Source organism: Aeromonas sp. 604443, from assembly GCF_049170315.1.
GTDB classification, from domain to species: domain Bacteria; phylum Pseudomonadota; class Gammaproteobacteria; order Enterobacterales; family Aeromonadaceae; genus Aeromonas; species Aeromonas veronii_A.
Genome location: NZ_JAAKMI010000010.1, coordinates 18350 through 41528, shown reverse-complemented (window position 1 = coordinate 41528; position 23179 = coordinate 18350). Strand labels below are relative to the sequence as shown.

General features: G+C 59.9%; 27 protein-coding genes. 16 read left to right on the top strand and 11 right to left on the bottom strand.

Annotation, left to right across the window (positions count from 1 at the left end; all coding sequences use genetic code 11):
- Positions 1-176 precede the first annotated feature (176 nt).
- The 5 genes from ybaK (at position 177) to G5380_RS14110 (ending at position 3537) form a co-directional block, all read left to right on the top strand.
- On the top strand, positions 177-641 hold the full coding sequence (gene ybaK / locus G5380_RS14130) for a Cys-tRNA(Pro) deacylase (RefSeq protein WP_139463594.1): 465 nt from the start codon (positions 177-179) through the stop codon (positions 639-641).
- 147 nt (positions 642-788) lie between these two features.
- Positions 789-1682 carry a hypothetical protein gene (locus G5380_RS14125; protein ID WP_421209416.1) on the top strand — a complete coding sequence of 298 codons (894 nt, stop codon included), beginning with the start codon at positions 789-791 and terminating at the stop codon, positions 1680-1682.
- A 67-nt stretch (positions 1683-1749) separates the two neighbouring features.
- Positions 1750-1905: a hypothetical protein gene (locus G5380_RS14120; RefSeq protein WP_421352840.1), complete on the top strand. Its 156-nt coding sequence runs from the start codon at positions 1750-1752 to the stop codon at positions 1903-1905.
- Positions 1890-2540 (top strand): substrate-binding periplasmic protein, encoded by a 651-nt coding sequence (locus G5380_RS14115; RefSeq protein ID WP_421352839.1) that lies wholly within the window; start codon positions 1890-1892, stop codon positions 2538-2540. Before G5380_RS14120 ends, G5380_RS14115 begins: the two co-directional genes overlap by 16 nt.
- A 112-nt stretch (positions 2541-2652) precedes the next feature.
- Positions 2653-3537, top strand: coding sequence for a hypothetical protein (locus G5380_RS14110; protein WP_421209414.1), 885 nt, complete (start codon positions 2653-2655; stop codon positions 3535-3537).
- Here G5380_RS14110 and G5380_RS14105 read toward each other — a convergent pair.
- Entirely contained in the window at positions 3531-4415 is an 885-nt protein-coding gene (locus G5380_RS14105; protein ID WP_216952181.1) for a LysR family transcriptional regulator, read from the bottom strand. The genes G5380_RS14110 and G5380_RS14105 overlap by 7 nt on opposite strands.
- A 134-nt stretch (positions 4416-4549) precedes the next feature.
- Here G5380_RS14105 and G5380_RS14100 point away from each other — a divergent pair, with 134 nt between their 5' ends.
- The 5 genes from G5380_RS14100 (at position 4550) to dhaR (ending at position 9757) form a co-directional block, all read left to right on the top strand.
- Entirely contained in the window at positions 4550-4951 is a 402-nt protein-coding gene (locus G5380_RS14100) for a CidA/LrgA family protein (protein ID WP_113740422.1), read from the top strand.
- Positions 4944-5633, top strand: a complete 690-nt coding sequence (locus tag G5380_RS14095; protein ID WP_042081343.1) for an LrgB family protein — start codon at positions 4944-4946, stop codon at positions 5631-5633. The genes G5380_RS14100 and G5380_RS14095 overlap by 8 nt, the downstream gene beginning before the upstream one ends.
- 74 nt (positions 5634-5707) lie before the next feature.
- Complete coding sequence (locus tag G5380_RS14090) at positions 5708-6607, top strand: hypothetical protein (RefSeq protein WP_421209412.1); 900 nt, start codon at positions 5708-5710, stop codon at positions 6605-6607.
- Positions 6608-6884: 277 nt separating this feature from the next.
- A complete protein-coding gene (locus tag G5380_RS14085) occupies positions 6885-7745 on the top strand; it encodes a patatin-like phospholipase family protein (protein ID WP_421209410.1) in 861 nt (286 codons plus the stop codon).
- Positions 7746-7855: 110 nt separating this feature from the next.
- On the top strand, positions 7856-9757 hold the full coding sequence (dhaR, locus tag G5380_RS14080; protein ID WP_279464228.1) for a dihydroxyacetone kinase operon transcriptional regulator DhaR: 1902 nt from the start codon (positions 7856-7858) through the stop codon (positions 9755-9757).
- A 90-nt stretch (positions 9758-9847) separates the two neighbouring features.
- On the opposite strand, the gene G5380_RS14075 is transcribed toward dhaR, so the two are convergent.
- The 8 genes from G5380_RS14075 to G5380_RS14040 all read right to left on the bottom strand — a co-directional run bounded on the left by G5380_RS14075 (position 9848) and on the right by G5380_RS14040 (position 17527).
- Positions 9848-10930 carry a glycerol dehydrogenase gene (locus tag G5380_RS14075; protein WP_421352838.1) on the bottom strand — a complete coding sequence of 361 codons (1083 nt, stop codon included), beginning with the start codon at positions 10928-10930 and terminating at the stop codon, positions 9848-9850.
- Positions 10931-11055: 125 nt separating this feature from the next.
- On the bottom strand, positions 11056-11772 hold the full coding sequence (dhaM, locus tag G5380_RS14070) for a dihydroxyacetone kinase phosphoryl donor subunit DhaM (RefSeq protein ID WP_421352837.1): 717 nt from the start codon (positions 11770-11772) through the stop codon (positions 11056-11058).
- Position 11773: 1 nt separating this feature from the next.
- On the bottom strand, positions 11774-12403 hold the full coding sequence (gene dhaL / locus G5380_RS14065; RefSeq protein ID WP_021231630.1) for a dihydroxyacetone kinase subunit DhaL: 630 nt from the start codon (positions 12401-12403) through the stop codon (positions 11774-11776).
- Between the two features lie 9 nt (positions 12404-12412).
- Positions 12413-13483 (bottom strand): dihydroxyacetone kinase subunit DhaK, encoded by a 1071-nt coding sequence (gene dhaK / locus G5380_RS14060; RefSeq protein ID WP_421352836.1) that lies wholly within the window; start codon positions 13481-13483, stop codon positions 12413-12415.
- Positions 13484-13721: 238 nt separating this feature from the next.
- Positions 13722-15080 carry an NCS2 family permease gene (locus tag G5380_RS14055; protein WP_206829893.1) on the bottom strand — a complete coding sequence of 453 codons (1359 nt, stop codon included), beginning with the start codon at positions 15078-15080 and terminating at the stop codon, positions 13722-13724.
- Positions 15081-15385: 305 nt separating this feature from the next.
- Complete coding sequence (gene cspE, locus G5380_RS14050; RefSeq protein WP_005316548.1) at positions 15386-15598, bottom strand: transcription antiterminator/RNA stability regulator CspE; 213 nt, start codon at positions 15596-15598, stop codon at positions 15386-15388.
- Between the two features lie 595 nt (positions 15599-16193).
- Positions 16194-16478 (bottom strand): DUF3811 domain-containing protein, encoded by a 285-nt coding sequence (gene yjbD / locus G5380_RS14045; RefSeq protein WP_005340165.1) that lies wholly within the window; start codon positions 16476-16478, stop codon positions 16194-16196.
- A 146-nt stretch (positions 16479-16624) separates the two neighbouring features.
- Positions 16625-17527: a cation diffusion facilitator family transporter gene (locus G5380_RS14040; protein WP_421332965.1), complete on the bottom strand. Its 903-nt coding sequence runs from the start codon at positions 17525-17527 to the stop codon at positions 16625-16627.
- Between the two features lie 464 nt (positions 17528-17991).
- Between G5380_RS14040 and G5380_RS14035 the strand changes: the two genes are divergently transcribed.
- On the top strand, positions 17992-18114 hold the full coding sequence (locus tag G5380_RS14035; RefSeq protein ID WP_005306071.1) for a hypothetical protein: 123 nt from the start codon (positions 17992-17994) through the stop codon (positions 18112-18114).
- 72 nt (positions 18115-18186) lie between these two features.
- On the opposite strand, the gene G5380_RS14030 is transcribed toward G5380_RS14035, so the two are convergent.
- Together G5380_RS14030 and G5380_RS14025 are read right to left on the bottom strand one after the other, a co-directional pair.
- Positions 18187-18930 (bottom strand): substrate-binding periplasmic protein, encoded by a 744-nt coding sequence (locus G5380_RS14030; protein ID WP_421332975.1) that lies wholly within the window; start codon positions 18928-18930, stop codon positions 18187-18189.
- A 149-nt stretch (positions 18931-19079) separates the two neighbouring features.
- Positions 19080-19667, bottom strand: coding sequence for a single-stranded DNA-binding protein (locus tag G5380_RS14025; RefSeq protein WP_005340181.1), 588 nt, complete (start codon positions 19665-19667; stop codon positions 19080-19082).
- A gap of 426 nt (positions 19668-20093) precedes the next feature.
- Between G5380_RS14025 and G5380_RS14020 the strand changes: the two genes are divergently transcribed.
- The 5 genes from G5380_RS14020 (at position 20094) to G5380_RS14000 (ending at position 23152) form a co-directional block, all read left to right on the top strand.
- Entirely contained in the window at positions 20094-20741 is a 648-nt protein-coding gene (locus G5380_RS14020) for a LuxR C-terminal-related transcriptional regulator (RefSeq protein ID WP_158113813.1), read from the top strand.
- Positions 20741-21184, top strand: a complete 444-nt coding sequence (locus tag G5380_RS14015; RefSeq protein WP_201952785.1) for a curli production assembly/transport protein CsgE — start codon at positions 20741-20743, stop codon at positions 21182-21184. Before G5380_RS14020 ends, G5380_RS14015 begins: the two co-directional genes overlap by 1 nt.
- An 11-nt stretch (positions 21185-21195) precedes the next feature.
- Complete coding sequence (locus G5380_RS14010; RefSeq protein ID WP_270905357.1) at positions 21196-21597, top strand: curli assembly protein CsgF; 402 nt, start codon at positions 21196-21198, stop codon at positions 21595-21597.
- A gap of 7 nt (positions 21598-21604) precedes the next feature.
- Positions 21605-22444, top strand: coding sequence for a CsgG/HfaB family protein (locus tag G5380_RS14005; protein WP_005355003.1), 840 nt, complete (start codon positions 21605-21607; stop codon positions 22442-22444).
- A 186-nt stretch (positions 22445-22630) separates the two neighbouring features.
- Entirely contained in the window at positions 22631-23152 is a 522-nt protein-coding gene (locus G5380_RS14000; protein ID WP_201952781.1) for a curlin, read from the top strand.
- Positions 23153-23179 lie beyond the last annotated feature (27 nt).

Genomic DNA, 23179 nt, shown 5'->3' with positions numbered 1-23179 from the left:
TTTTATCCCTGACTCGTCCTGTGTTTAATTCGGCAAGCAGCACAATTCACCTTGTTCATTGCTCTCTACTCATTACCGGTGATGGGTACAGATTTCCCCTCCGGCTTGCATCCCTCGCCATGCAGGCGCAGACTGTTTGGCCTTGTTTTTATGCGATTCGATTCAAGGCAACCATCATGACTCCTGCCATCAACCTGCTGAAGAAGCTCAAGATTCCCCACAAGCTCTACCCCTACGAGTGCGACGCCCACGACGATTTCGGCAAGCATGCCGCGACCCAGCTCGGGTTGCCGGAGGCGCAGGTGTTCAAGACTCTGGTTGCCCATCACGACAAGCAGGCGGTGGTGGCCATCGTTCCCTCATCCGGCATGTGCAGTCTGAAACAGCTGGCCAAGGCGACCGGTCTCAAGAAGGTGGAGATGATGAAACCGGCGGAAGCGGAGAAGCTGACCGGCTACAAGGTGGGTGGCATCAGCCCGCTGGCCCAGAAGAAATTGTTGCCCACTGTGCTCGACGAGTCGGCGCTGCAGTTTGACGAGATCCTGGTGAGCGGCGGCAAGCGCGGCCTCTCGGTCGGCGTGGCGCCGCAGGATATGCTGACGCTGATGAAGTGGATCGCCGCACCTATCGGCGAAGAGTAGTGCCGGGCAAGGTGTGAACCCGCTATCCGGGCCTGTGGTGGCCCGGATTGTCCTACCTGTGATCGGACGCGCAAGCCGTGATTGCCCCGTGCTCAACGGGGAGTGTGCCAGTCTATACTGGGTGAACCCCGTTGTATGAGTTCAGCCATGATGTACCGACTTCTGTTGCTTTGTCTCTGTTTATCCTTCCCCTCTGCCTTGCTGGCTGCCACCCGTTTTACCCTGCTCAGTCCTGAAAACAGTCAGGACATGCGGATGCGTTATTACCGTGAGGTGATGCAGCTGGCGCTAGAGAAAACTCGCTCCGAATATGGTGACTACGAGTTGCTGGACTCCCTGCCGATGAACAAGGCGCGGATGCGGATCGAGGTGCAGGAGCAGGGCAAAAACGCCCTCTTTATTCTCGACAGCTGGCCTTATCAGGGGGAGGCGGTGGCGGATCAGGTGGCATTGATCCCGTTCCCGATCGATATGGGGATCCTCGGCTATCGGGTCTGTTTTGTCGGCTCGGATCGTGCTGCCGAGCTGGCGCGGGTGAACACCCTGGATCAGTTGCGCCACTTCACTCAAGGGGTGGGCACCGGCTGGCAGGATGCGGTGATCCTGCGCAACGGCGGGCTGACGGTACATGAGGTGGATAACTACGAGTCGCTGTTTCGTATGGTGGCACGAGGGCGCATCGATCTCTTCTGTCGTGGGGCCAACGAGATCCTGCCGGAGTGGCAATCTCATCAGGGCAAGGTGGCCGGTTTGACGGTCGATCGCCATCTGGCCCTTTTCTATCCGCTGATCCACGTGTTCTACAGCAATGCCCGCTACGTTCAGGAGCGCGAGCGCCTTGAGCGCGGTCTGCAACTGGCCTGGCAGGATGGTTCGCTCAAACGGCTCTGGCGCCATCACTTCCAACCCTCGCTGGTGTTTGCCAATCTGGGGGCTCGCCAGATTGTCCGGCTCGGCAATCCGCAGTTACCCAAGGACGGTTTTGACTATCGCCCCTACCTTTACAACCCGCTGACGGATGATTTCGGTTCACAACCCTGAGCCGGGTTATCAGGTGCGCAGCTCTGATTGAGTAAGGGAGAGATCATTGCCGCAAAGGAGATGGCCCATGCACGCATCTGCCCTCTCCTTGCTCTTCATCGCGTTGCTGCTGCCTGCCACCGGCGGTGCAGCCCCGGTCTTTACGCTGCGTACCTGCCTCGAAAACAGTGACTCCTACCCCTGGCTGCTGCAATCGGGGGAGGGGTTGTGCAGTATCACCTAAAGGCGGTTGCTACCGCCCTCAATGCCGAGATCGTGCTGACGCCGCTGCCGTGGAAGCGCTGCCTCTCTCGGGTGAGCAGTGGCCAGATGGATGCGGTCATCAAGATGAGCTATAGCGTCGAGCGGGCGACCAGGGTGGGGGTCTATCCCATGCGTGAGGGTAAACCTGACCCCGCCAAGCGGCTGCTGACCGAGAGTTACAGTCTCTACCAGCTCAAGGGTGGCAAAAGCCAGTGGGATGGCTCCACCCTCAGGGTCAAGGGCGTAGTGGCGGCCCAGTCCGGATTTTCCATCGTCGACTTGTTGCAGGCTGCGGGAGCCGAGGTGGATGACTCCAGCCGTGACCCGCTGATCATGTTGAAAAAGCTGGTGATGGATCGGGCGCAGGCGACCGCCATCCAGACCGAGGTGGCCGACAGTATTCTGGTGGCTCATCCCGAGTTGCAGGCCCGCATCGAGCGGCTGTCGCCGGTGCTGGTGGAGAAGCCCTACTATCTGGTCTTCTCTAACCGCTTCTATCAGGCCCATCCCCGACAAAGCCGGCAGGTGTGGGATGCTATCGAGCAGGTGCGCGACTCTGCTGCCTATCAGCGTTATGCAACATCGCTCAGAAGCACACCTCCGGTGGGGGAGTAGGCTGATGGATGCGACTGGCCGAAAAGGGGAGGAGAGCGCGGGGTGGTGGCAGGGCCGAGCAGCCACGCTCAGGGGCTACACTGAAAGAACCCCTTCAGCCAAGGCGCGGTTTATGTCACCCCTGCATCTGCTGGCTGCCGCTCTGCTCTGCGTGTTGTCGCTGACCGGACAGGCGGCCACCCGGTTTACCCATATCAGCCCAGAGAGCGAGCGGGATCCGCGTACCACTTATGATCGGGAGCTGCTGCGGCTCGCCCTCGACAAGACCCGCGACCAGTTTGGCGACTATTTGCTGGAGCCTGCGCCGCCCATGACCAAGGCGCGCGAGCGGCTCAGCATGCAGCTCGACAACTATCCCAACCTCTTTGTAATGGACAGCTACAGCAGCACCCGCGAGGATCTGGGGCTCGCCTATGTCCGTTTTCCCATCCATCTGGGCATCGTCAGCTACCGCATCTGTTTTGTCAGCCCGCAGCAAAAGGCGGCGGTGAGCAAAGTGACCGACCTCAAGGGGCTGCGCCAGTTCACCTTCGGTCAGGGCAAGGGGTGGCTGGATGTGGATATCCTGCGCTACGCCGGGATGGAGGTGGTGGAGGTGGAGGGGTACGAAAAGCTGTTCAAAATGGTGGCGCGGGGCCGCTTCGATCTCTTCTGCCGCGGGGTGAGCGAGCTGCGCAGCGAGCAGCTGACCCACAAGGAGATGACGGATCTGTTGGTGGACGATGCGCTGTTGATCTACTACCCGCTGCCTCGGGTCTTCTACACCAATCCCAACAATCGCGAGGCGCTGCAGCGGGTCGAACGGGGGTTGCAGCTGGCGTGGCAGGATGGCTCGCTACAGGCGCTGTGGCGCAAGAGCTTTGGCCCGGCCATCGCCTTTGCCAAGTTCTCCCAGCGCCGAATGTTGCGACTGGATAATCCCTTCCTCGACGGGATCAGCTTCGATTACCGCCCCTACTTCTACAATCCGCAGACCGATCGCTTCGGCGATTACTGAGGTGCCTGCCGCTGGCGGCAGAGGGCCAACCAAGCCTCGGCGGTGCGCGACAGATAGCGCTCGCTCGGCCAGATCACCCCGAGTCGCCAGCTCAATTCGGGCTCCAGCGGCCGCAGCACCAGACCATCCGGGGTCAGCCGGTGGCAGACCGGCTCCGGCAAGAAGGCGACCCCCATGCCGCTGCGTACCATGGCGGTGAGAAAATCCCACTGGCTGCTGCGCGCCGCCACCTGCGGCACAAAGCCCGCCTCCTGACATGCCTGCTCCAACCGCTCGCTCAGGGTAAACGCCTGGGTATAGAGCAGGAAGGGCTCCTCCTGCAGGGACTCCAGCCGCAGCGGCGTCTCGCCATGCCAGCGGGGTTGATCAGGCAGCACTACCCGGATCGGGTATTGATCCAGCTCCAGCGCGCTGAGGGCGCCCCCCTCTTTGGTCGGCAGCATGGTGATGGCGAGATCCAGCTCCCCCTCCAGCACCGCCTGTTCGATGCGACGGCCGCCGTACTCCACCAGGGTCAGCTCCACCTTGGGATAGCGGGTGCGGTAGGCGCGGATCAGATCCGCATAGACGTGACCCACCATGGGGGGAATGCCGAGGGTGAGGCGACCATGTTGCAGGCTCTGCAGATCCGCCAGTTCGGCCTCCAGCTGCTGCATCTCAGCCAAGATGGTCTGGGCACGGTTGAACAGCACCTGGCCGCTGTCGGTCAGGGTGAAGCGGCGCCCTTCCCGATTGAGCAGGGGTTGGCCCAGCTCCTCCTCGATATTGCGGATCATCTTGCTGATGGTGGGCTGGGTGACGAACAGCTTTTCAGAGGCGCGGGTGAAGCTTTTTTCCCGTACCAGTTCGACAAAATAGCGCAGGGCGCGAATATCCATGGACTCTCTCGACTCGTGTTGGCGGTTACGGGATTAAGTATGCCTATGTGGCATGAATTCGATAATTTTAATTCATTTCTGGCAGGTTTTGCTCAACTCTATACTGTGAGCCGGTTCACAGAAAGACGATGATCATGAAAGCCCTCTGCTTGCGCTGGTTACAGACTCCCTTCCAGATTGTGTTGCTGGCAGCCATCTGGCTGCTGGCCGATACCGCGGTGCGTACCCTCCATCTGCCGCTGCCTGCCAACCTCACCGGCATGCTGTTGCTGCTGGTCTGCATCCTGCTCGGGGTGGTCAAGGCCGAGTGGTTCAGCGCGGGGGCTCGCTGGCTGCTGGCCGAGATGCTGCTCTTCTTCGTGCCCGCCGTGGTGGCGGTGGTCAACTATCAGGATCTGCTGCTGCAAGAGGGGTGGCGCATCATGGTGGTGCTGCTGGTGAGCACCACGCTAGTGCTCGGCACCACGGCGCTGGTGGTGGACCGGGTCTACCGCCTCGAACTGAAACTGGCCCGCCGGAGTCGCCGTCATGTCTGATACCCTGCTCGGGCTGATCTGCTTCGCTCTTACCCTGCTCTTCTACTACGCCAGCAAATGGCTCTACGGCAAAAAGCGCATCCTGCCGCTGATGCCGCTGCTGCTGGCGCCGACCCTGCTGGTGGCCGTGGTGCTGCTGTTCCACATCCCCTATCAGGATTACATGGCGGAATCCCACTGGCTGCTCTGGCTGCTGGGCCCAGCCACCGTTGCCTTCGCCGTGCCGGTCTACGAGAACCGCCAGCTCATTCGCCGCCACTGGCTATCGCTGTCGGTGGGGGTGGTCGCCTCGGTCATCATGGCGGTGGGGAGTACCGTGCTGCTGGCCCGCTGGCTGGATCTCTCTGACATGTTGCAACGCAGTCTGGCGATGCGTTCCATCACCACGCCATTTGCGGTGGAGGCGACCCGCGCCATCGGCGGTCAGAGCGATCTCACCGCGCTGTTTGTGGTGCTGACCGGGGTGATTGGTATGGCGGTGGGGGAGAGCGTGCTGACCGTGCTGGCCATTCGCAGTCGCCTCGGCAAGGGGGCGGGTTTTGGCGCCTCGGCCCACGGTGCCGGTACTGCCAGGGCTTATCAGATGGGTAATGAGGAGGGAGTGGTCTCCAGTATGGTGATGATGATCGCCGGCATGGTGACCGTGCTGCTGGCGCCCCTGCTGGGCCAGCTGTTCTGGTAGGCCGGACTTCCCTTTAGAAGGCGGCTCGTCCCGGCGCTACACTCTAGTGAGCCTGTATTTCCGGGATGAGCAGTATGACCTTTCATCGCCTCGCTTCCTGCTTGCTGCTGTGCAGTCTTTCCCTCCTTGCCAGTCCCCTAAGGGCGAGCGACGTCATCACTCATATCAGCCCCGAGAGCGATCGGGACTTGCGTACCCTCTATTTTCGCGATCTGTTGCAGCTGGCGCTGGAGAAGACCCGCGACAGCTTCGGTGGCTACGAGCTGCGGACCGCGCCGCCGATGAACCGTATCCGGATGCGACAGATTGTGCAGACTCAGCAATACCCCAATCTGTTTGTGGCCGACAGTCTGCGCCCGGCCGCAGAGAGCGGAGCGCTGGATTACGTTCGTTTTCCGGTGGAGCTGGGCATCCTCGGTTATCGCATCTGCTTTGTCAGTCCGCAGCAGGCCGATGCGGTGGCAAGGGTCAATACCCTGGCCGAGCTGCAGCAATTTCTACACGGGCAGGGGCGTGGCTGGCAGGATGCGGAGATCCTGCGTCAGGCCGGTTTCAAGGTACAGGAGATCGATGGTTACGAGCGGCTGTTCAAGCTGGTGGCTCGCGGTCGCATCGACCTCTTCTGCCGCGGTGCCAACGAGCTCTTTATCGAGCAGGAGCAGCACAGTGATCTGCCCGGTCTCACCGTGGATCGGCGAGTGGCGCTGCACTATCCCTTCCTCCACCTCTTCTACACCCACAAGGATAATCAGGCCGCCATCCGCCGCCTCTCGGTCGGGCTCAAGCTGGCGTGGCGGGATGGCTCGTTGCAACAGCTCTGGCTGCGCCACTTCAAACCTTCCCTCGATCAGGCGCAGCTCCCCAGACGCCTGTTGTTCGAGTTGGCCAATCCGCGCCTTGATAAGGTGGACTTTGATTATCGGGCCTACCACTACAACCCCGTCGACGGGACGTTCGGGCCCGGGCTGCCTTGATCCTGATGGTGCTGTTACCGGATAAAGGGCCGTCTCTGCTGATGTGTTAAATCATGCCAAAAAGGCATGTTTTTTATTATTTAAATTCATTTTTTGAAGGTTGGTGCGCTGCATATACTGGGGGTCGCTTCACGGTTCAGGTTTGCTCCTGCCCGCTTCTGGTTTGTGCGAGTGAGTCTGAATCGTCCTGCTGCGGCGTCTTGATGTTCTGCATGAAGGCGTCCATCACTGGGCCGGGATCGATCCCGGCAGGTATTACAGCTGACGGAGCCTTGTTATGTTTAATCCCCACCCTTGCGCCCTGATTGTCGAAGGGGGCGCGATGCGCGGCATCTTTGCCAGCGGCGTGCTCGATGCGTTTGTCGAAAGTCACCACTATCCGTTCGATTTCGTCATGGGCGTCTCGGCCGGTGCCACCAATCTGGTCTCCTACCTGAGCGAGCAGCCGCGCCGCAGTCACCACATCATCACCGAGCTGGCTTGCAGCTCCCGGTTTCTCGATCCCCTGCGTTTCGTCAAAGGGGGCGATCTGGTGGATATCGGCTGGCTGTGGCAGGCCAGTCGCCATCGCTTCCCGCTGGATCTCGACACCTTCTGTGCCCGCGACATTCCCTTCTATGCGGTGGCGACCGATGTGGCGAGCGGCAAGGCCATCTATCTGCCGGTGCGTCCCGACAATATGGATGAGGTGCTGACCGCCACCTGCGCCCTGCCGGTGGTGCAGCACGATACCCCCTGTGTCGATGGTCGCCCGATGGCCGATGGCGGCATCAGCGACTCCATTCCGGTGATCGAGGCCTATCGGCGCGGTGCACGTCGGATGACGGTGGTGCTGTCGGAACCCTGGGGCTATCGCAAGAAGCCGGCCCGTTTCTGCTGGATGGTCAAAGCCTTGCTGAAAACCCAGCCTGCACTGGCGCAAGCCATGCTGGAGCGGGATCGCGCCTACAACCGGGCGCTCGATTTCATCGCCAATCCCCCTGCCGATTGCGACATCGAGGTGATCGCGCCACCGACCGATTTCATGGTCTCCCGTTTTACCCAGGATCCGGTCAAGCTGGAGTCTGGCTATCTGCAGGGTTACTGGCAGGGGCGCCAGAGCCTGCTGCGGGCAGTCAGGACTGTACGTGCCGCTTAGCGGCAACCTAGTGTCTTTAAACGTTGCCACCCTCTGAGGCAGGTCACTGAATCGGGGGCGCTGGCGTGGTTAAATGGTCGGCTCACATCTTGCCGGATATTGCTGTGACCATGCCATCTGACCTTCAGCCGCTGCTCGCTTGGCCTGACTATCTGCAGGCATCCTGGCTGCGCTGCGCCCACCAGACCAGCGCCACCCTCTGGCATCCGCCCCACAGCGCCAAGGGGCAGACCTTGCAGAGCCTGCGCCAACGCAAGCGCGACTTGCTCACCACCGGCGAGATGGCCCTCGAGGATCTCTACGAATTTATGGAGGGGCGCCCTTGCGCCCTGCTGCTCACCGACGAGAGTGGCTGCCTGCTGGCCCAGACCGGCCACCCCGACACCCTGCGCGAGCTGGCGGCGCTAGGGTTTGGCCCCGGTGCCTTCTTCAGCGAGGGGCGCATCGGCACCAATGCCATCAATCTGGCGGCGCTGGAGGGAGTGCCGCTCTGCGTCAGCGGCCCCCAGCACTTCAACCAGACCCTGCACCCGTGGCACAGCTGCGCCAGCCCGGTCTACAACAGCAATGGCCGTCAGGTCGCCATCATCGCTCTGATCTGCAAGGTGGAGGAGGCGAGCGCCGGCGATCTGGCGCTCACCGTCAGCGCCGGGCGCGAGCTGGCCCATCTGCTGCAGATGGAGACCCTGATGCAGGAGTCCCAGCACCACCTGAGCGAGCTTTACGCCCTGCTCGACGGCATGGATGACGGTGTGCTGGCCTGGGATCCGCAGGGTCGGCTGCGCTACCTCAACGCGCTGGCGGCCCACCGGCTGCGGCTCGATCCGGCGCTCTGTCTCGGCCAGCCGCTGGAGCAGCACCTGTTGTTGCCCCAGCGGTTGCAGTTGGCCATCAAGGGGCAGACGCCACTCAGCCATGTGGAGGTGACGCTGGAGCGGCTTGGCGCTCAGGAGGGGGAGTTTATCAATGCGCTGGTAAGCCTCAAGCCGCTGCCGGGGCCGGAGGGGGTCAGCTTTATCGCCCTGCTGCACCCGGTCGATCGGCTGCGGGCCATTCATCAGCTGCGCCAGACGGTGCCCGAGCTGTCGGCGCTGGTGGGGGAATCGAGCGCCATGCGCAAGCTGCTGCGCTACGCCCGGCAGGCGGCCCAGAGTCAGGGGCCGATCCTGCTGCGCGGCGAGGAGGAGGTGGGCAAGGCCCAGCTGGCGGAGGCGATCCACTTTGGCAGCGAACGGGCCGCCGGGCCGCTTATTACCCTCAACTGCAAGGCGCTGCCGAGCGAGCGGATGGCGCTGGAGCTGATGGGTTCCGACGAGGCGGGGCAGGAGCGGGCAGGCAAGTTCGAGCTGGCCCACGGTGGCACGCTCGTGCTGGAGCAGGTGGAGTGCCTCTCTGCCCCCATGCAGGCGGCGCTGCTGCAACTGCTCAAGACCGGCCGCATCCAGCGCTTCGATTCGGCCCGCATCTTGCCGCTCAAGGTGCGGATCATCGCCACCAGCAGCGCCCCGCTGGAGCAGCTGGTGCAGGAGGGGCTGTTTGGCCGCCAGCTGCTCTATGCCTTGCAGGCGTGCGAGCTGTGGCTGCCGGGATTGCGGGAGCGTGCGGCCGATCTGCCGGGCCTGATCAGCCAGCAGCTAGGGGCGCAGGGGCGGGAACCGGTGCGCCAGTTCAGCCCCGCAGCCCTCGACTGCCTGCTCGCCTATCCCTGGCCCGGCAATCTGGGGGAGCTGCGCAGCGCCGTTGAGCATGCCCTGCTTCACGCCGGTCAGGGGCCGATCCCGCCCGAGGCACTGCCCGCCGCCATTCGCCACGGCTATCAGCGGGTGGCAGACGAGGTGGTGGGGCAACCGCTGCTCACCCTGGCGGAGCTGGAGCGGCAAGCTATCCTGCGCTGCGCTCACGCCTGCAAGGGGCAGGTTAGCCAGATGGCCCAACATCTGGGTATCAGCCGCACTACCCTGTGGCGGCGGCTCAAGCTGCTCGAAATTGATCCCGCTGACTATCACGGCTGACGGCGAGCCGTCGCCAACCGGCCCGCAGAAAACGAAACGGCCCCGCAGATGCGGGGCCGTTTTTATATAGCAATGTCAGTCGTGGCGCTGCTACAGCCCCAACTGGTGGGCGGTGACGATGGCCGCCAGCACATCCTCGGCAGTGACCTTGAATGGCATGTTGTGGATGGTCTCGCCCTCGGCGGTGGAGGCTTTGGCCACCTCCATCAGGCGCGCCATATCCAGCTCCTTGACCCCCATCATATGCAGGTTGGTGGGCAGGCCCACCGAGCGGCAGAAGCCCAGCACGGTTTCGATCTCCGCCATCGGCGCGTTCTCCAGCACCAGCTGCACCAGGGTACCGAACGCCACTTTTTCACCGTGATAGAGGTGGTGACACTCGGCGAGCTGGGTCAGGCCGTTATGGATGGCGTGGGCGGCGGCCAGCCCGCTGCTCTCGAAGCCGATACCGCTCAGATAGGTGTTGGCCTCGATGATGTTCTCCACCGCCTTGGTGCAGAGCCCCTGTTCCACCGCCAGCTTGGCCTTGTAACCATCGGCCAGCAGAGTCTTGTAGCAGAGCTCGGCGATGGCCTGCGCCGCCAGCGTGGAGGCGCCACCGGCCATGGTCTGGCAACCGGAAACCTTGTTGGCGCGCGCCTCGAAGTAGGTGGAGAGCGCATCCCCCATGCCGGAGACCAGCAGCCGCACCGGAGCGCGGGAGACCACGCCGGTATCCATGATGACCATGTTGGGGTTGGTCGGGATCATCAGGTATTCGCTGAATTGCCCTTCCGGGGTGTAGATGACCGCCAGCGCGCTGGTGGGGGCATCTGTGGAGGCGATGGTCGGCACTATGACCACCGGCACCTTCTGGTAGAAGGCGACCGACTTGGCTGTATCCAGCGTTTTGCCGCCGCCGATGCCGATGATGACGTCAAACGGGGTCTGCTGGCAGCGGGCTAGCAGGCGGTCGATCTCGGGGCGGGAGCATTCGCCGTTGAAGCAGTCGAACTCGGGCTTGATCTCCGCGCCGTGGAAGCTGGTGGCCACGGTATCGCCTACCAGCTTGGTGACGAAGGCGTCGGCCAGGATCAGCGGCTTGCTACCGAGCGCTTTGACGTAGTTGCCGATATTGGCGAGGGCTCCGTTGCCTTGCACGTATTTGCTGGGGCTGATGATAATGCGGTCCATATTCTATCCCTCTCTCTTTACTAATTAAGAATCGGGGCGAAGGGGCGGCTGTGCCGGGGACTCCTTCGTCTTGAATGGTGCTGCACTGGCTCAGCGAGCGAGTGCAGCCCCTTGAAACAGTGGCGTCAGTCGCCAAAGCGCTCGTCGGCCAGCTGCTGGAAGCAGGTCAGTGCGGCGGTGGCATCCTCCCCGCGCGCCAGCAGGGTGAGCGTGTCGCCCTGACGCACGTTGAGCATGGCGAGCCGGGTCAGGCTGCGGGGATTGGCCTCTTTATCCCCCTTTTGCAGCTTGAGTTCAGCGGCAAAGGGCTTGAGGGCGGCCACCAGTCGGGCGGCGGGGCGCACATGCAGGCCGTGGGGGTTATCCACCACCACCTCGCAGCGCAGCCAGCCGTCGTCGGAAACAGGGGCTGTCTCGGTGGCGGCCTGCGCTGCACTGGCAGGCAGCATCGCCTGTTTCGGGCCAAGGGCACCGAGCGCTTCGGCGGCTACCTCATCCAGCGTCAGGCCGGAACCGGCCGCCACCACGGCGGCGAGAGTACCCTCGACCAGCGGGGCGGGGCAGAGCCGAACCCTTGCGCTTAACTCGGGGGGCAGCAGTTCGAGGGCGGTTTCGGCGCTCAGTAGAGCGCTGCCCAAGTCCATCAGTACCAGCACGCCGCTACCGTCGTCCGCTTCTTCAATCGCACTCATCACTGCGATGGCATCGGTGCCGATGGGGTGGTCTGGGTCATCGACCCCGGCCGCCAGCAGCAATCTGGCCGGGCTGCCGAGCTGGTCGGCCAGCGCTTTCAATCCGGCTGCCAGCATGGCGCTGTGAGAGACAACTACGATTCCGATCATGTCACAACCTCGCTCTGTCACGCAGGGCGGTCAGCAGCAACAGGGTCGAGGTGGCCCCGGCATCCTGATGGCCGATGCTGCGCTCGCCAAGATAGCTGGCGCGCCCCTTGCGGGCCTGCATCTGGATGGTGGCCTCGGTACCGGCTGCGGCAGCTGCCACCGCCTTGTCCAGCGCCTCGTTGAGCGGCAGCTCTTGCTGCTGCGCCTGTTGCAGGGCGGCCAGCGCTGGCCACCAGGCATCGCACATGGTCTTGTCGCCCGGCTCGGCACGGCCACGAGAGACGATCCCCTCGACTCCGTCACTCAGCATTTTGCACAGCTGGCTGAGGCTCAGGCTCTGACAGGCGTCACTGCTGGCCGCCGCCCGGATAAAGAAGGTGCCGTAGAGCGGGCCGCTGGCGCCACCGACCGAGGAGAGCAGGGTCATGCCGGTGGTTTTCAGCACCTGACCGATATCCTTGTCCGCCACCGCAGGCAGCTTCTCGGCCACCTTGGCAAAGCCGCGCTGCATGTTGAGGCCGTGGTCGCCGTCGCCGATGTCGGTATCCAGTGCGGTGAGGTAGTCACGCTGCTCGGTAAAGATGTGTTCGCAGTCGAGCAGCCAGTTGACGATGTGATGCTTGCTTAACATGGGTTCTCCTTAGCAGCCGCGACGCAGGGCGGGGGTGTGAACGGGGGCATCCCACAGGGTCATCAGTTCATCATCCACCTTGAGCAGGGTGATGGAGATGCCGGTCATGTCGAGGGAGGTGCAGTAGGGGCCAATCAGGTTGCGCACCAGATGGATGCCCGCCTCTTCGCACAGGGTGGCGAGGCGACCATAGACGCCATAGAGCTCTGAAATCGGGGTGCCGCCGAGACTGTTGATCAGCGCGATAACCCGATCACCCGCATTCAGCGGCTCGATGAAGGTGTGCTCTTCCTGCCAGCTGCCGCTGGTGCGATCCCAGTGGCGCAGGGTACGGCCGTAGGGAGTGTTGTCCGCCAGCTCGCTGAACATGTCGTCCACCAGGGTATTGAGGTCGGTGAAGGGGCGACGTTCGATGCCCGGCTCGCCGTGGATACCGACGCCGAACTCCAGCTCGTTGTCCGCCAGAGTGAAGGAGGGCTTGCCAGCGGCCGGCACGGTGCAGGCATGCATGGCCACGCCTATGGTGCGGCTCTGGTTGTTGATGCGGCGGGCCAGCGCCTCGCAACGTGCCAGATCGTAGCCCGCTTCGGCGGCGGCACCGACCAGCTTCTCGCACAGCACGGTCGTGGCAACCCCACGGCGGCCGGCGGTATAGAGGCTGTCTTTGACTGCTACGTCGTCATCGATCAGGGCGAAGCCCACCTTGACCCCGTCACCGTGCAGCAGCTCGACTGCGGTCTCGAAGTTGAGCACGTCGCCGGTGTAGTTTTTCACCAGAAACAGCACGCCCGCGCCGCCATCAACGGCTTGTCCGCACTCGTACATCTGATCCGGGGTCGGGGAGGTAAAAATCTCGCCGGGGCAGGCGCCATCCAGCATCCCTTTGCCCACCAGACCGCCGTGCATCGGCTCGTGGCCGCTGCCACCGCCGGAGACCAGCGCCACCTTGCCCATCACGGGGGAGTCGGCGCGAGTGATGTAGTGGGGTTCGATACGTACCTTGAGCTCGGGGTGGGCGGCTGCCATCCCCATCAGTTGTTCACGGACCACGGCATCGACGGCATTGATCAGTTTCTTCATGGCTCACTCCTTGGCTTGCCACCGCACGGGTGGGCAAATGGTTGATGGAGCCAGTCTAACGACAGAAAAAGGGATAAAAATGACGGGCGATTTGGTTCGGATTTGAAACAGCTGAAGGGAGGTTGGCGTTTCAATTTGAAACGACGTGGGGCAAACGGGCGGGAAACTGTTAGCTGACTCACAGCCATGAAAAAGGGCCCCGCAGGGCCCTTGGCTATAACCGGAATATGCGGACGGGTTAGATGGCCCAGCCACCGGCGTAGAAGATCACCAGCGCCAGGGCGATGATGACGGTGCCGACGTTCAGCTTCTTCCACTCGGCAGCGAAGATGCGGCCAACGACCAGCGCCACGAAGCCCAGCATGATGCCGGTCACGATGTTGCAGGTCAGCACGATAAAGACGGCGCACAGCATGCCGGAGAGCGCATCGACCGAGTCGCTGAAGTCCAGCTTGGTGACGTTGCCCAGCATCAGCAGACCGACGTACATCAGAGCCGGTGCGGTGGCGTAAGCCGGTACCAGATAGCTGAGCGGGGAGAGGAAGATCATCAGCAGGAACAGTACGCCGACCAGCGTGGCGGTCAGACCGGTCTTGCCGCCTGCTGCGGTGCCTGCGGCAGATTCGATGTAGACGGCAGCCGGAGCACCACCGACGGCGCCCGCCACCATGCTGCTGACGGAGTCGGCAGTCAGGGCCTTGCCGCCGCTGATGATGTGGCCACGTTCGTTGATAAGGCCTGCCTGACCGGCCACGGCACGGATGGTACCGGTGGCGTCAAACACGGCTGTCATCACCAGCGCCAGTACGGTCGGAATGACTACCGGATTGAGGGCGCCCAGCAGATCCATGCTGCCTACCAGCGAGCCTTTCTCACCGGTCAGGCTCGGCATGGCGAAGAAGCCCTGCCAGGTCACTTTCGGGTCGAAGATAAGACCGAGGATGGAGATGGCGATAATCACCATCAGGATGCCGCCCGGCACCTTGCGACGCTCCAGACCGAAGATGGCAGCCAGACCCAGCACCGTCATGATGACCGGGAAGGCGGTCACTTCACCGAGCTGTACCGGCAGACCGGCCCCTTCGTTCTTGATCACCATGCCAACGCCGTTGGTGGCGATCAGCAGCAGGAACAGACCGATACCGATGCCGGTACCGTGGGCGATGCCGGAGGGGAGGTTGTCCAGGATCCACTGGCGCACGCCGGTGACGCTGATCAGGGTGAACAGCACACCCATCAGGAAGATCGCGCCCAGCGCGACCGGAATACTCAGTCCCTGACCCAGTACCAGACTGAATGCGGTAAAGGCGGTGAGGGAGATGGCGCAACCGATAGCCATTGGCAGCTTGGCCCACAGCCCCATCAGCAGGGAGCCGAAGGCGGCGATCAAACAGGTGGCCACAAACACCGGGCCCTGCTCAAAGCCGGCGGCACCCAGCATGTTCGGCACCACTATGATGCTGTAGACCATCGCCAGGAAGGTGGTCAGCCCCGCGACCAGCTCCTGACGCACGCTGCTGCCGCGCGCAGAAATGGAAAAATAAGAGTCCAGAAAGCCGCCTGTCCCTGTTTGGGCGGCCATATCTTGCTTTGCCATAACTAATCCTGAAAGTGTGAAGGAAATCGTTTGCGTTGGTGGCGCGCAAAATAGCAAGAATTCGCGGCAAATACAGCGGATAACCTGACTTTTTCGTCACTATTTTACATTTTGAGTCCATTCGGAGCTCATTCTAAGGCTCAAGCGGTGAGAGTGTGTAAGGGAGGGATCAAGTGGTCGGGGGAGGGGAGATCAGTGAGGAAAAAGCGGGGACAAACAAAAAACCCGCCGAAGCGGGTTTTTTTAAATTCTTGCAGAGCTGTCAGCAGTTGGCATGAGCCATCAGCAGCATGCTCCGGCTTGAATTACAGACCAACTACGTTGGCAGCAGCCGGGCCTTTCTGGCCTTGCTCGATGGTGAACTCAACGCGCTGACCTTCGTCCAGGGTTTTGAAGCTGGTGGACTGGATAGCGGAGAAGTGTACGAACACGTCTTTGCTGCCGTCAGCCGGGGAGATGAAACCAAAACCTTTCTCAGCGTTGAAGAACTTAACGGTACCAGTCATTTTGTTAGACATAATAATTTCCTTAAATAGTGTTGAATGCCACCTAAATGGCAATTTTTGATTTTTCGTCAGCAATACGTATGGGGAGCACTAAAGAAGGAGAATTATTTGATAAGAATTATCCGAGGATAACGCTTATGCTAATCACTGCTTTACTAAAATGACTGCCTAACATAATCAGGTCTGAACTGCCGAACCATCGAGAAAGATTAAAACACGCTCTCATTTTTAAAGCAAACTTTATCTCGATATTAATGTTTTGTAACAACCAAAAATATCATTTTTTATAGTAAACATGATGCATTTCAACGGCATAGAAAAATCCGTGCAGACTCATATCACCCTGTTGCAAGCCGGATTCGGCTTTTTTGTCCTGACTATGTAGCCAGTTCTGGCAAAAAATATGAGAAAAAATGAAAAGGTGGCGATAGATGGGGATTGTCAGTTGTCGTTCTCTCTAACCCACAATGTAAATCACTTCTTTGCTGCTGCGATTAGCTTCTGAGCGGCAAATCAATGGCAGCGCCAAATCTGGCGCATCGAGCATCGCCCAGACATGCAAACGCCCGCTGGCACCAAGTGCCAGCGGGCGTTTTGCAAGAAGGGATCAGCGCTTGCTGCGAAACTTGTTGCTGACCGAATCAATCCAGCTGAAGGTTTCCGGCAGTACCTGGTTCTTGGCACGCTCTTTGGCTTTCTCGCGAGCCAGCTTGGAAGCAGCCTTGGCTGCTTCGGCGCGGTCGGCCACAATTTTCAGGCGACCCTCTTCACGGATCTTGTTCCGCTCTCCGTTGGTCAGCTGGTGGTCTGCATTGGCTTGTGCCTTTTGCAATAACAAGGCTATCTCGGCTTTTTCGGCCTCGGTCAGATCTTTCATTTCCAGCTTTTTCACGGCGCGCTCCTGCGGCAGGGTGGTTAGACACCCTAACACAGTTGTGCCGATCACTTCTTATGCAATCGGCTTTCCGGCAGTAAAAATGCGGGTTTGTGCCAACTTTCTGTTATTTCGCGGCCACTTTCCCGCCTGTTTGCCACATTTCAATTTATGGCGAGCGGCGAGGGCAGCTCTTGCTCCTCCGGTTCGACGTGGATCAGCACGATGGCGTGGGGCAGCTGTGCCATGATGGCGTGTTCGATGCGATCACAGATATCGTGGGCTTCACCGATGCTCATCTCCGGGGGCAGGGTGAGGTGGAAGTCGATATGGCGACGACGACCGGCACGACGGCTGCGCAGATCGTGAAAACCGCTGGCGGCAGGGCAGCATTCGGTGATGATGCGGCTGGTCATCGCCAGCTCTTCCGGGCTCATGCTCTGGTCGATCAGCGGCTGGAAGGCCTCGTTGAGCATGCTGATCGCCTCTCTGACAATAAAGATGGCGACCGCAATGGCGACCAGCGGGTCGAGGATGGCGAGGGAGTAGCCGAACAGACCGGCCAGCCAGATCCCGCCAAGACCGACGGCGACCCCGGCTGAAGTGAGCACATCCGCCTTGAGATGGAGCGCATCGGCCGCCAATGCAATTGACTCTTCTTCCCGGGCCACCTTGTAGAGGTAGGCCGAGACGCCGCTGTTGACCAGCGCCGAGATCACCATCACCAGCACGCCCCAGCCAATGCTTTCAATCGGGCTGGGGGTGATCAGCTTGTCGACGGCTTCGAAGATGATCCAGCCCGCGGCCAGCAAGATAAGCAGTGCTTCGATGACGCCGGAGACATTTTCAATCTTGTCGTGACCATAGGGGTGCCGTTCATCGGGCGGGAGATCGGACTTTTTCACCGCGAACAGGGCGATCAGGGCCGCCACCAGATCCATGGCGGAGTGGATCGCCTCCGAGATGATACTGACCGAGCCGCTGGCGAACCCGGCCACCATTTTCATGATGATCAGACTGATATTGGAGCAGACCGACACCATGGCGGCTCTGGTTTTTCTGTTCATGTTACAGCTTCCTGAATAAAAACGGATATTTCGGTGCGGCGCGCATTATATCCGGCTGACCGGAAATAACCTATTCGGTGTTGTAACCTGATGTTTCCGGTGATATTGCGAATGCTTATTAAAATGGTGGCCTCTTGCGCGGCAATCAATAATGAGAGGGATTTATATTTATCCGTGAAAATATCCAGGTAACGGTGGCTTAATATAAGCGTGACAACATTTAATAATGCGAATTACTCTTTTTTGGTCTTTCCTGTCGAGGTCGTTTGGCCTCCCAGCTCAAGGGGCTGCGCGCGACATCTTTTGGACGAGAATGAGGCTGGATCCGGATGCCGCTGGAGGGTATGCTGGGTCTGGTGATGGTCTTGCACCATCCCACCAAGCGTACTGAAGTTGATGATTCGGATGGCATGCTGGCTCCCATGAGGAACCAACTGTCTGGGTAACATTTTTGGAGTTTGATGATGAGTAACAAAGAACATCACAACGGCAAAGATGCCAAGAAAAAACCGCAGATGTCACTGAAAGAGAAACGCGAAGCCAAACGTCAGAAAGCAGAACTGAAAAACGGCAGCGCAATGAAGTAACGCTCCCCTACTGCTGTTCCTTCGGAGCCAGTACAAAGCCAGCCCTTACCGGCTGGCTTTTATGTTTGTGGCTCACGGCGTGGCGCCGTAAGCCGCGAAAATCTGGTGATAACGACCATCCTGACGCATCGCCTCAAGGCGCTTATCAAACAGATTGCGGGCATCGGCCGTTCGGAAGGCAAAGTGATAGACGGTGGGCGGGAAGAGGTCTGCTTGCCTGACCTGATTGCGCTCGTAGTGCTCGCCTGCCTGGGCGGTGGCAATCAGCTGGTCGAGGTAGTAGTAGAACACCCGCTCTTCCAGTACCACTGCATCCACTCTGCCGCGCATTAGCTGATGTACCTGCACCTGCTGCTTGGCTACCTCCTCATAGTGGGGATTCTGGTTGGCCATGGTGGCGAACGCGCCCCCCAGAATGATCCTTGCCCGTTGAAAGGCGGTAACCCGTTTTGAATGCAGGTCGTCCAGAGTATTGATGTGGGTGCTGCGCAGGGTGAAGATCCGGTTATGGAAGGTGATAACGGGCTGGGTCAGAACGTGAGGATCCACCATACCGGGTCTGACGTTGATGATTGCATCCAGCTTTCCTGAATCGAACAGGCGGAAGGTACGCTCCAGTGGCAGAAATTCAAAGCTGGGCTCATAGCCGCTGCCAGCGAACGCCTCTTTCAGCAGATCCAGCTCGATGCCACTCCGATTACTTTCGATGACATAAGGGGGGATGGCAAAGCTGACCCCTACCTTGAGTGGCGTTGCCTGCAACTGGCAGGACAGCATGCTGGTCAGCAGGAACAATAAAGAGGTGAGCAGTTTCATTGCACTTTGCACAAAGCGCTCCTGTGGAGGATATCCATCACTGTAGGGGAGGCAACCATAAAGCGTTATATCCCTTTCGGGCTGAGAGGTTCAGCCTGAGTGCATAAAAAAAGACCCTGAGTTATCAGGGCCTTTTCAATATTCTGTTCTTAGAACGGGATATCGTCGTCGAAATCCATCGGCGGCTCGTTATATACCGGCGGCGCAGATTGCGGCTGCTGGGCAGGACGGCCATAACCGCCTTGCGGCTGCATGTTCTGCTGCGGAGCCGGTGCCGGGCGCTGCTGATTCATCGGCTGCTGGGCAGGCATGCTCTGCTGTGGTTGACCCCAGTTACCCTGGGATTGGCCACCCATGTTCTGGCCCATACCCTGACCGCCTTGCGGACGGCCACCCAGCATCTGCATCACGCCAGTGAAGCTGTCGACCAGCACTTCAGTGGTGTAGCGCTCCTGGCCGCTCTGATCTTGCCATTTGCGGGTCTGCAGTTTGCCTTCCACATAGACCTGGGAGCCCTTCTTCAGGTACTCGCCAGCCACTTCGGCCAGCTTGCCCATGAAGACGACACGATGCCATTCGGTACGCTCTTTCTGCTCACCGGTCTGCTTGTCGCGCCAGGTTTCGGAGGTAGCCAGAGTAATGTTGGTCACAGCACCGCCACTCGGCATGTAGCGTACTTCCGGGTCTTGCCCGAGGTTACCGATCAGAATGACTTTATTGATGCCTCGACTGGCCATAATCTCTCTTCCACCTTATTTACCGGCCAGGTCGAAACCTGGTCCAACACGACTAGATACCTGATTAGTTGCTGTGTGCGGGGCGCAATGTCCCGCAGACGCATGTGACGGTCATAGTAACAGTTGCGAAGCGGATTGGCAGCATCCTTAACCGGCTTGATGTGCCAAAGGTAACTGTTGGCTCCTGCCGCAGTGATGGTCGGGTTACAGCTGTTTCCGGCGCATCCGGCATCACATTTCTGCCATATATTCCTGTTATGCTGGCCGATTGGCGAATTGGAATCGGTTTTTAAATCGACTAAAAACATATGGTTACGATATTTATGAGATCCATTCTCATACTTTTTTAATATTGTGCTCCCATACCTCCTTGGTAGACTCAGTCGGCCAGATTAGGTGGTTTACAGGTTCAAGGAAGAGCACACAATGAAAGCCGCATGCCCGATCGCACTGGTCACTGAAAATAATGTGCAGGCCAGCACATTTGCTGCATACCTCATCTCTCATTTGAGCCGTCCCGTCCAGCTAATCCACGAGATTAATCAGCTAGATAACCAGTGTGACGGCACGCTGTTTCTCATCGATCTCGACTATATCCGCTCTGGCCAGTCACTGGGCTGGAACCGGGCGATCTCCGAACGCTTTGGCATGGCGGCCACCGTGCTGCTCAATGCTCCCACTGCGACGGATCGCGACCTGCTGCTGATGTGGCCGCAGATTTGCGGTCTGTTTTTCCGTCAGGATCCGCTCGACCGACTGGTTGCCGGGTTGCAGAAAATCCTGTTGGGCGAGTACTGGATGCCGCGCCACCTGCTGTGCGAGCTGGTCGAATACTATCGCCAGGGCAATAGCTACCTGCTGCGTAACGACACCCTGCTGACAGCCAGAGAGCAGGAGATCATCCGTTATCTGATGACGGGCGCCTCCAATGTCGAGATCGCCGACAGCCTGTTTGTCAGCGAGCACACCGTCAAATCCCACCTCTATAACGTCTTTAAAAAGCTGAACGTGAAGAACCGGATCCAGGCGGTGAGCTGGGCCAAAGAGTATCTCGATGCTCCGGACTCCCACTGATGAAAGCGTTCTCTCTGGCGTGTTGCCTTGTGCTGCTCTGGGGCTTCACGACCGTTGTGGCGGCCGAGGCCGATGCTCCGCTGGAGTCGGTACAGCCGGAGCAGGAGAGTGATCGGCTGGATGTGGATGGTTTGGTGCTGGACCGCACTTTTACCCGCTTCGGTCAGGGCTTTTACAACGAATTTACCCGGTTGCGCAGTGATGAAGACCCGAATGCCAGAGAAAATCTGACGATTCATGAGCGCCCGACTGCTCGCTGGGGCAGCCTGATCTGGATCACCCATAACCGGAAGGTGATTTTTAAAACCGCGCTCTCTCCCGGCCGCAATCAGCAGGAGCAGAGCGCCAAACTGGCTTGGTCACAGGTCAGGCAGACCCTCGAACAGCAGAAGATCGCGACCCTGTTCATGGATACCTTCGATTTGGAACATGATGAACTATAAGGATATTTCTCATGCGTGCCCGGTTATTGCTAGTTGCAGCACTGATAGCGCCAGCGCTCCATGCGTCGGAGCTTGTCTATCGCCCCGTCAACCCCAGCTTTGGGGGTAACCCTCTCAACAGCAGTCATCTGCTTGGCACCGCCAATGCGCAGAATGATTACAAGGATCCCGCCAGTGGCAGCGGTAGCAGCGGTACCTCGGCGCTGGATCGCCTGACCTCCAACCTGCAATCCCGCTTGATCAGCCAGCTGCTGGCCGATATCGGCAAGGATGGCAGCCAGAGTGGCAGTCTGGTGACCGATGATTTTGCCATCAATGTGGTGGATGAAGATGGCACTCTGGTGGTTTCGATCACCGACCGGGTGACCAACCAGACCACCATGATCGAAGTGAATGGCCTGATTGCCGACTGAGGGCGCGATGAAACGACAACTGTTATTGATAGTGCCCCTGCTTGCGCTGGCTGGCTGTGCGACCCATATCGGCTCGCCCGTTGCCGATGAGAAGGCAACCCTGATGCCGCGATCCGTCTCTTACAAGGAGCTGATCAGTCTGCCCAAGCCAAAAGGGAAAATTGTCGCGGCCGTCTACGATTTTCGCGATCAGACCGGTCAGTATCTGCCAGCCCCGGCATCCAACTTCTCCACGGCGGTCACCCAGGGCGGGGTCGCCATGCTGAGCACGGCTTTGTGGGATTCCCAATGGTTTGTGCCGCTGGAGCGGGAGGGGCTGCAGAACCTGCTGACCGAACGCAAGATTGTGCGGGCGGCCCAGAACAAGCCCAACGTTCCCGGCAACAATGCCAATCAACTGCCCTCGCTGGTCGCCGCCAACATCCTGATCGAGGGGGGGATCGTCGCCTATGACAGCAATGTGCGCACCGGCGGGGCGGGGGCCAAGTATTTTGGCATCGGTGCCAGCGGGGAGTACCGGGTCGATCAGGTGACGGTCAATCTGCGAGCCGTCGATATCCGTTCAGGCCGGATCCTGAACAGTGTCACCACCTCCAAGACAGTGCTGTCGCAACAGGTGCAGGCAGGGGTATTCCGCTTCGTCGAGTACAAGCGCCTGCTGGAGGCCGAGGCCGGTTTCAGCACCAATGAGCCGGTACAGATGTGTGTCATGTCGGCTATCGAGTCCGGGGTGATCCGGCTGATTGCCAATGGCGTGCGGGACAATCTGTGGCAACTGGCCGACCAGCGGGATATCGACAATCCGATCCTGCAGGAGTACCTGCAAGACAACGCCCCGCTGCTTTGAGTTTTCCCGCTCTCGCAATGCCCTCCCTGGTGGAGGGCATTTTTTTGGCCTCTATCGAATACGACTTAAGACTTTCTGCTCAACGACAGGGCGGTGTTTTTCATCCTCGAATCAGCGGAGTGCCTGATAGGCCGCCTCTTGTCTGACAGGGATACTGTGGGCGTTTTCCAACAAGGCGATGGCGCGATGAAACATCTGTTGAGTGCTCTCTTTTTTCTGCTGATATCGGGCGCCCCGCAACTCGCCGCAGAGCCTGCCGTCTTTGATGAGCTGGCGATGGCAAGCGAGCTGGATTCCGGTTTGCAGAACGACGGGAATCAGGCGCTGTTGTGGCAACTCGGTAGCGAGCAGCAACTGCACCTCACCCAGCAAGGGGAGCTGAATCAGGCGCGCCTGCTGCAACAGGGTTGGGCCAATGAGTTGGCGCTCTCCCAGGTAGGAGATGAGAACTGGGTCAATGGTGCGCAACTGGGTGAGGGCAATAGCGCCGAACTCTATCAGGCGGGCATCAATAACCGGATTTGGCTGCTGCAACAAGGCAGCGGCAATGAAGCCTGGATCAGTCAGCAAGGGGCAGACAATCAGGCCCGGGCGATCCAGCTGGGTGATGGCAATCAGGCCAGCATCGAGCAGAACGGAATCGGATTAACGGCCACCGTCATCCAGATGGGGGCCAATCAGCAAGTAAATGTCGTTCAAACCAACTGAGCCTAGGCTCAACCATTAGCACGAGAG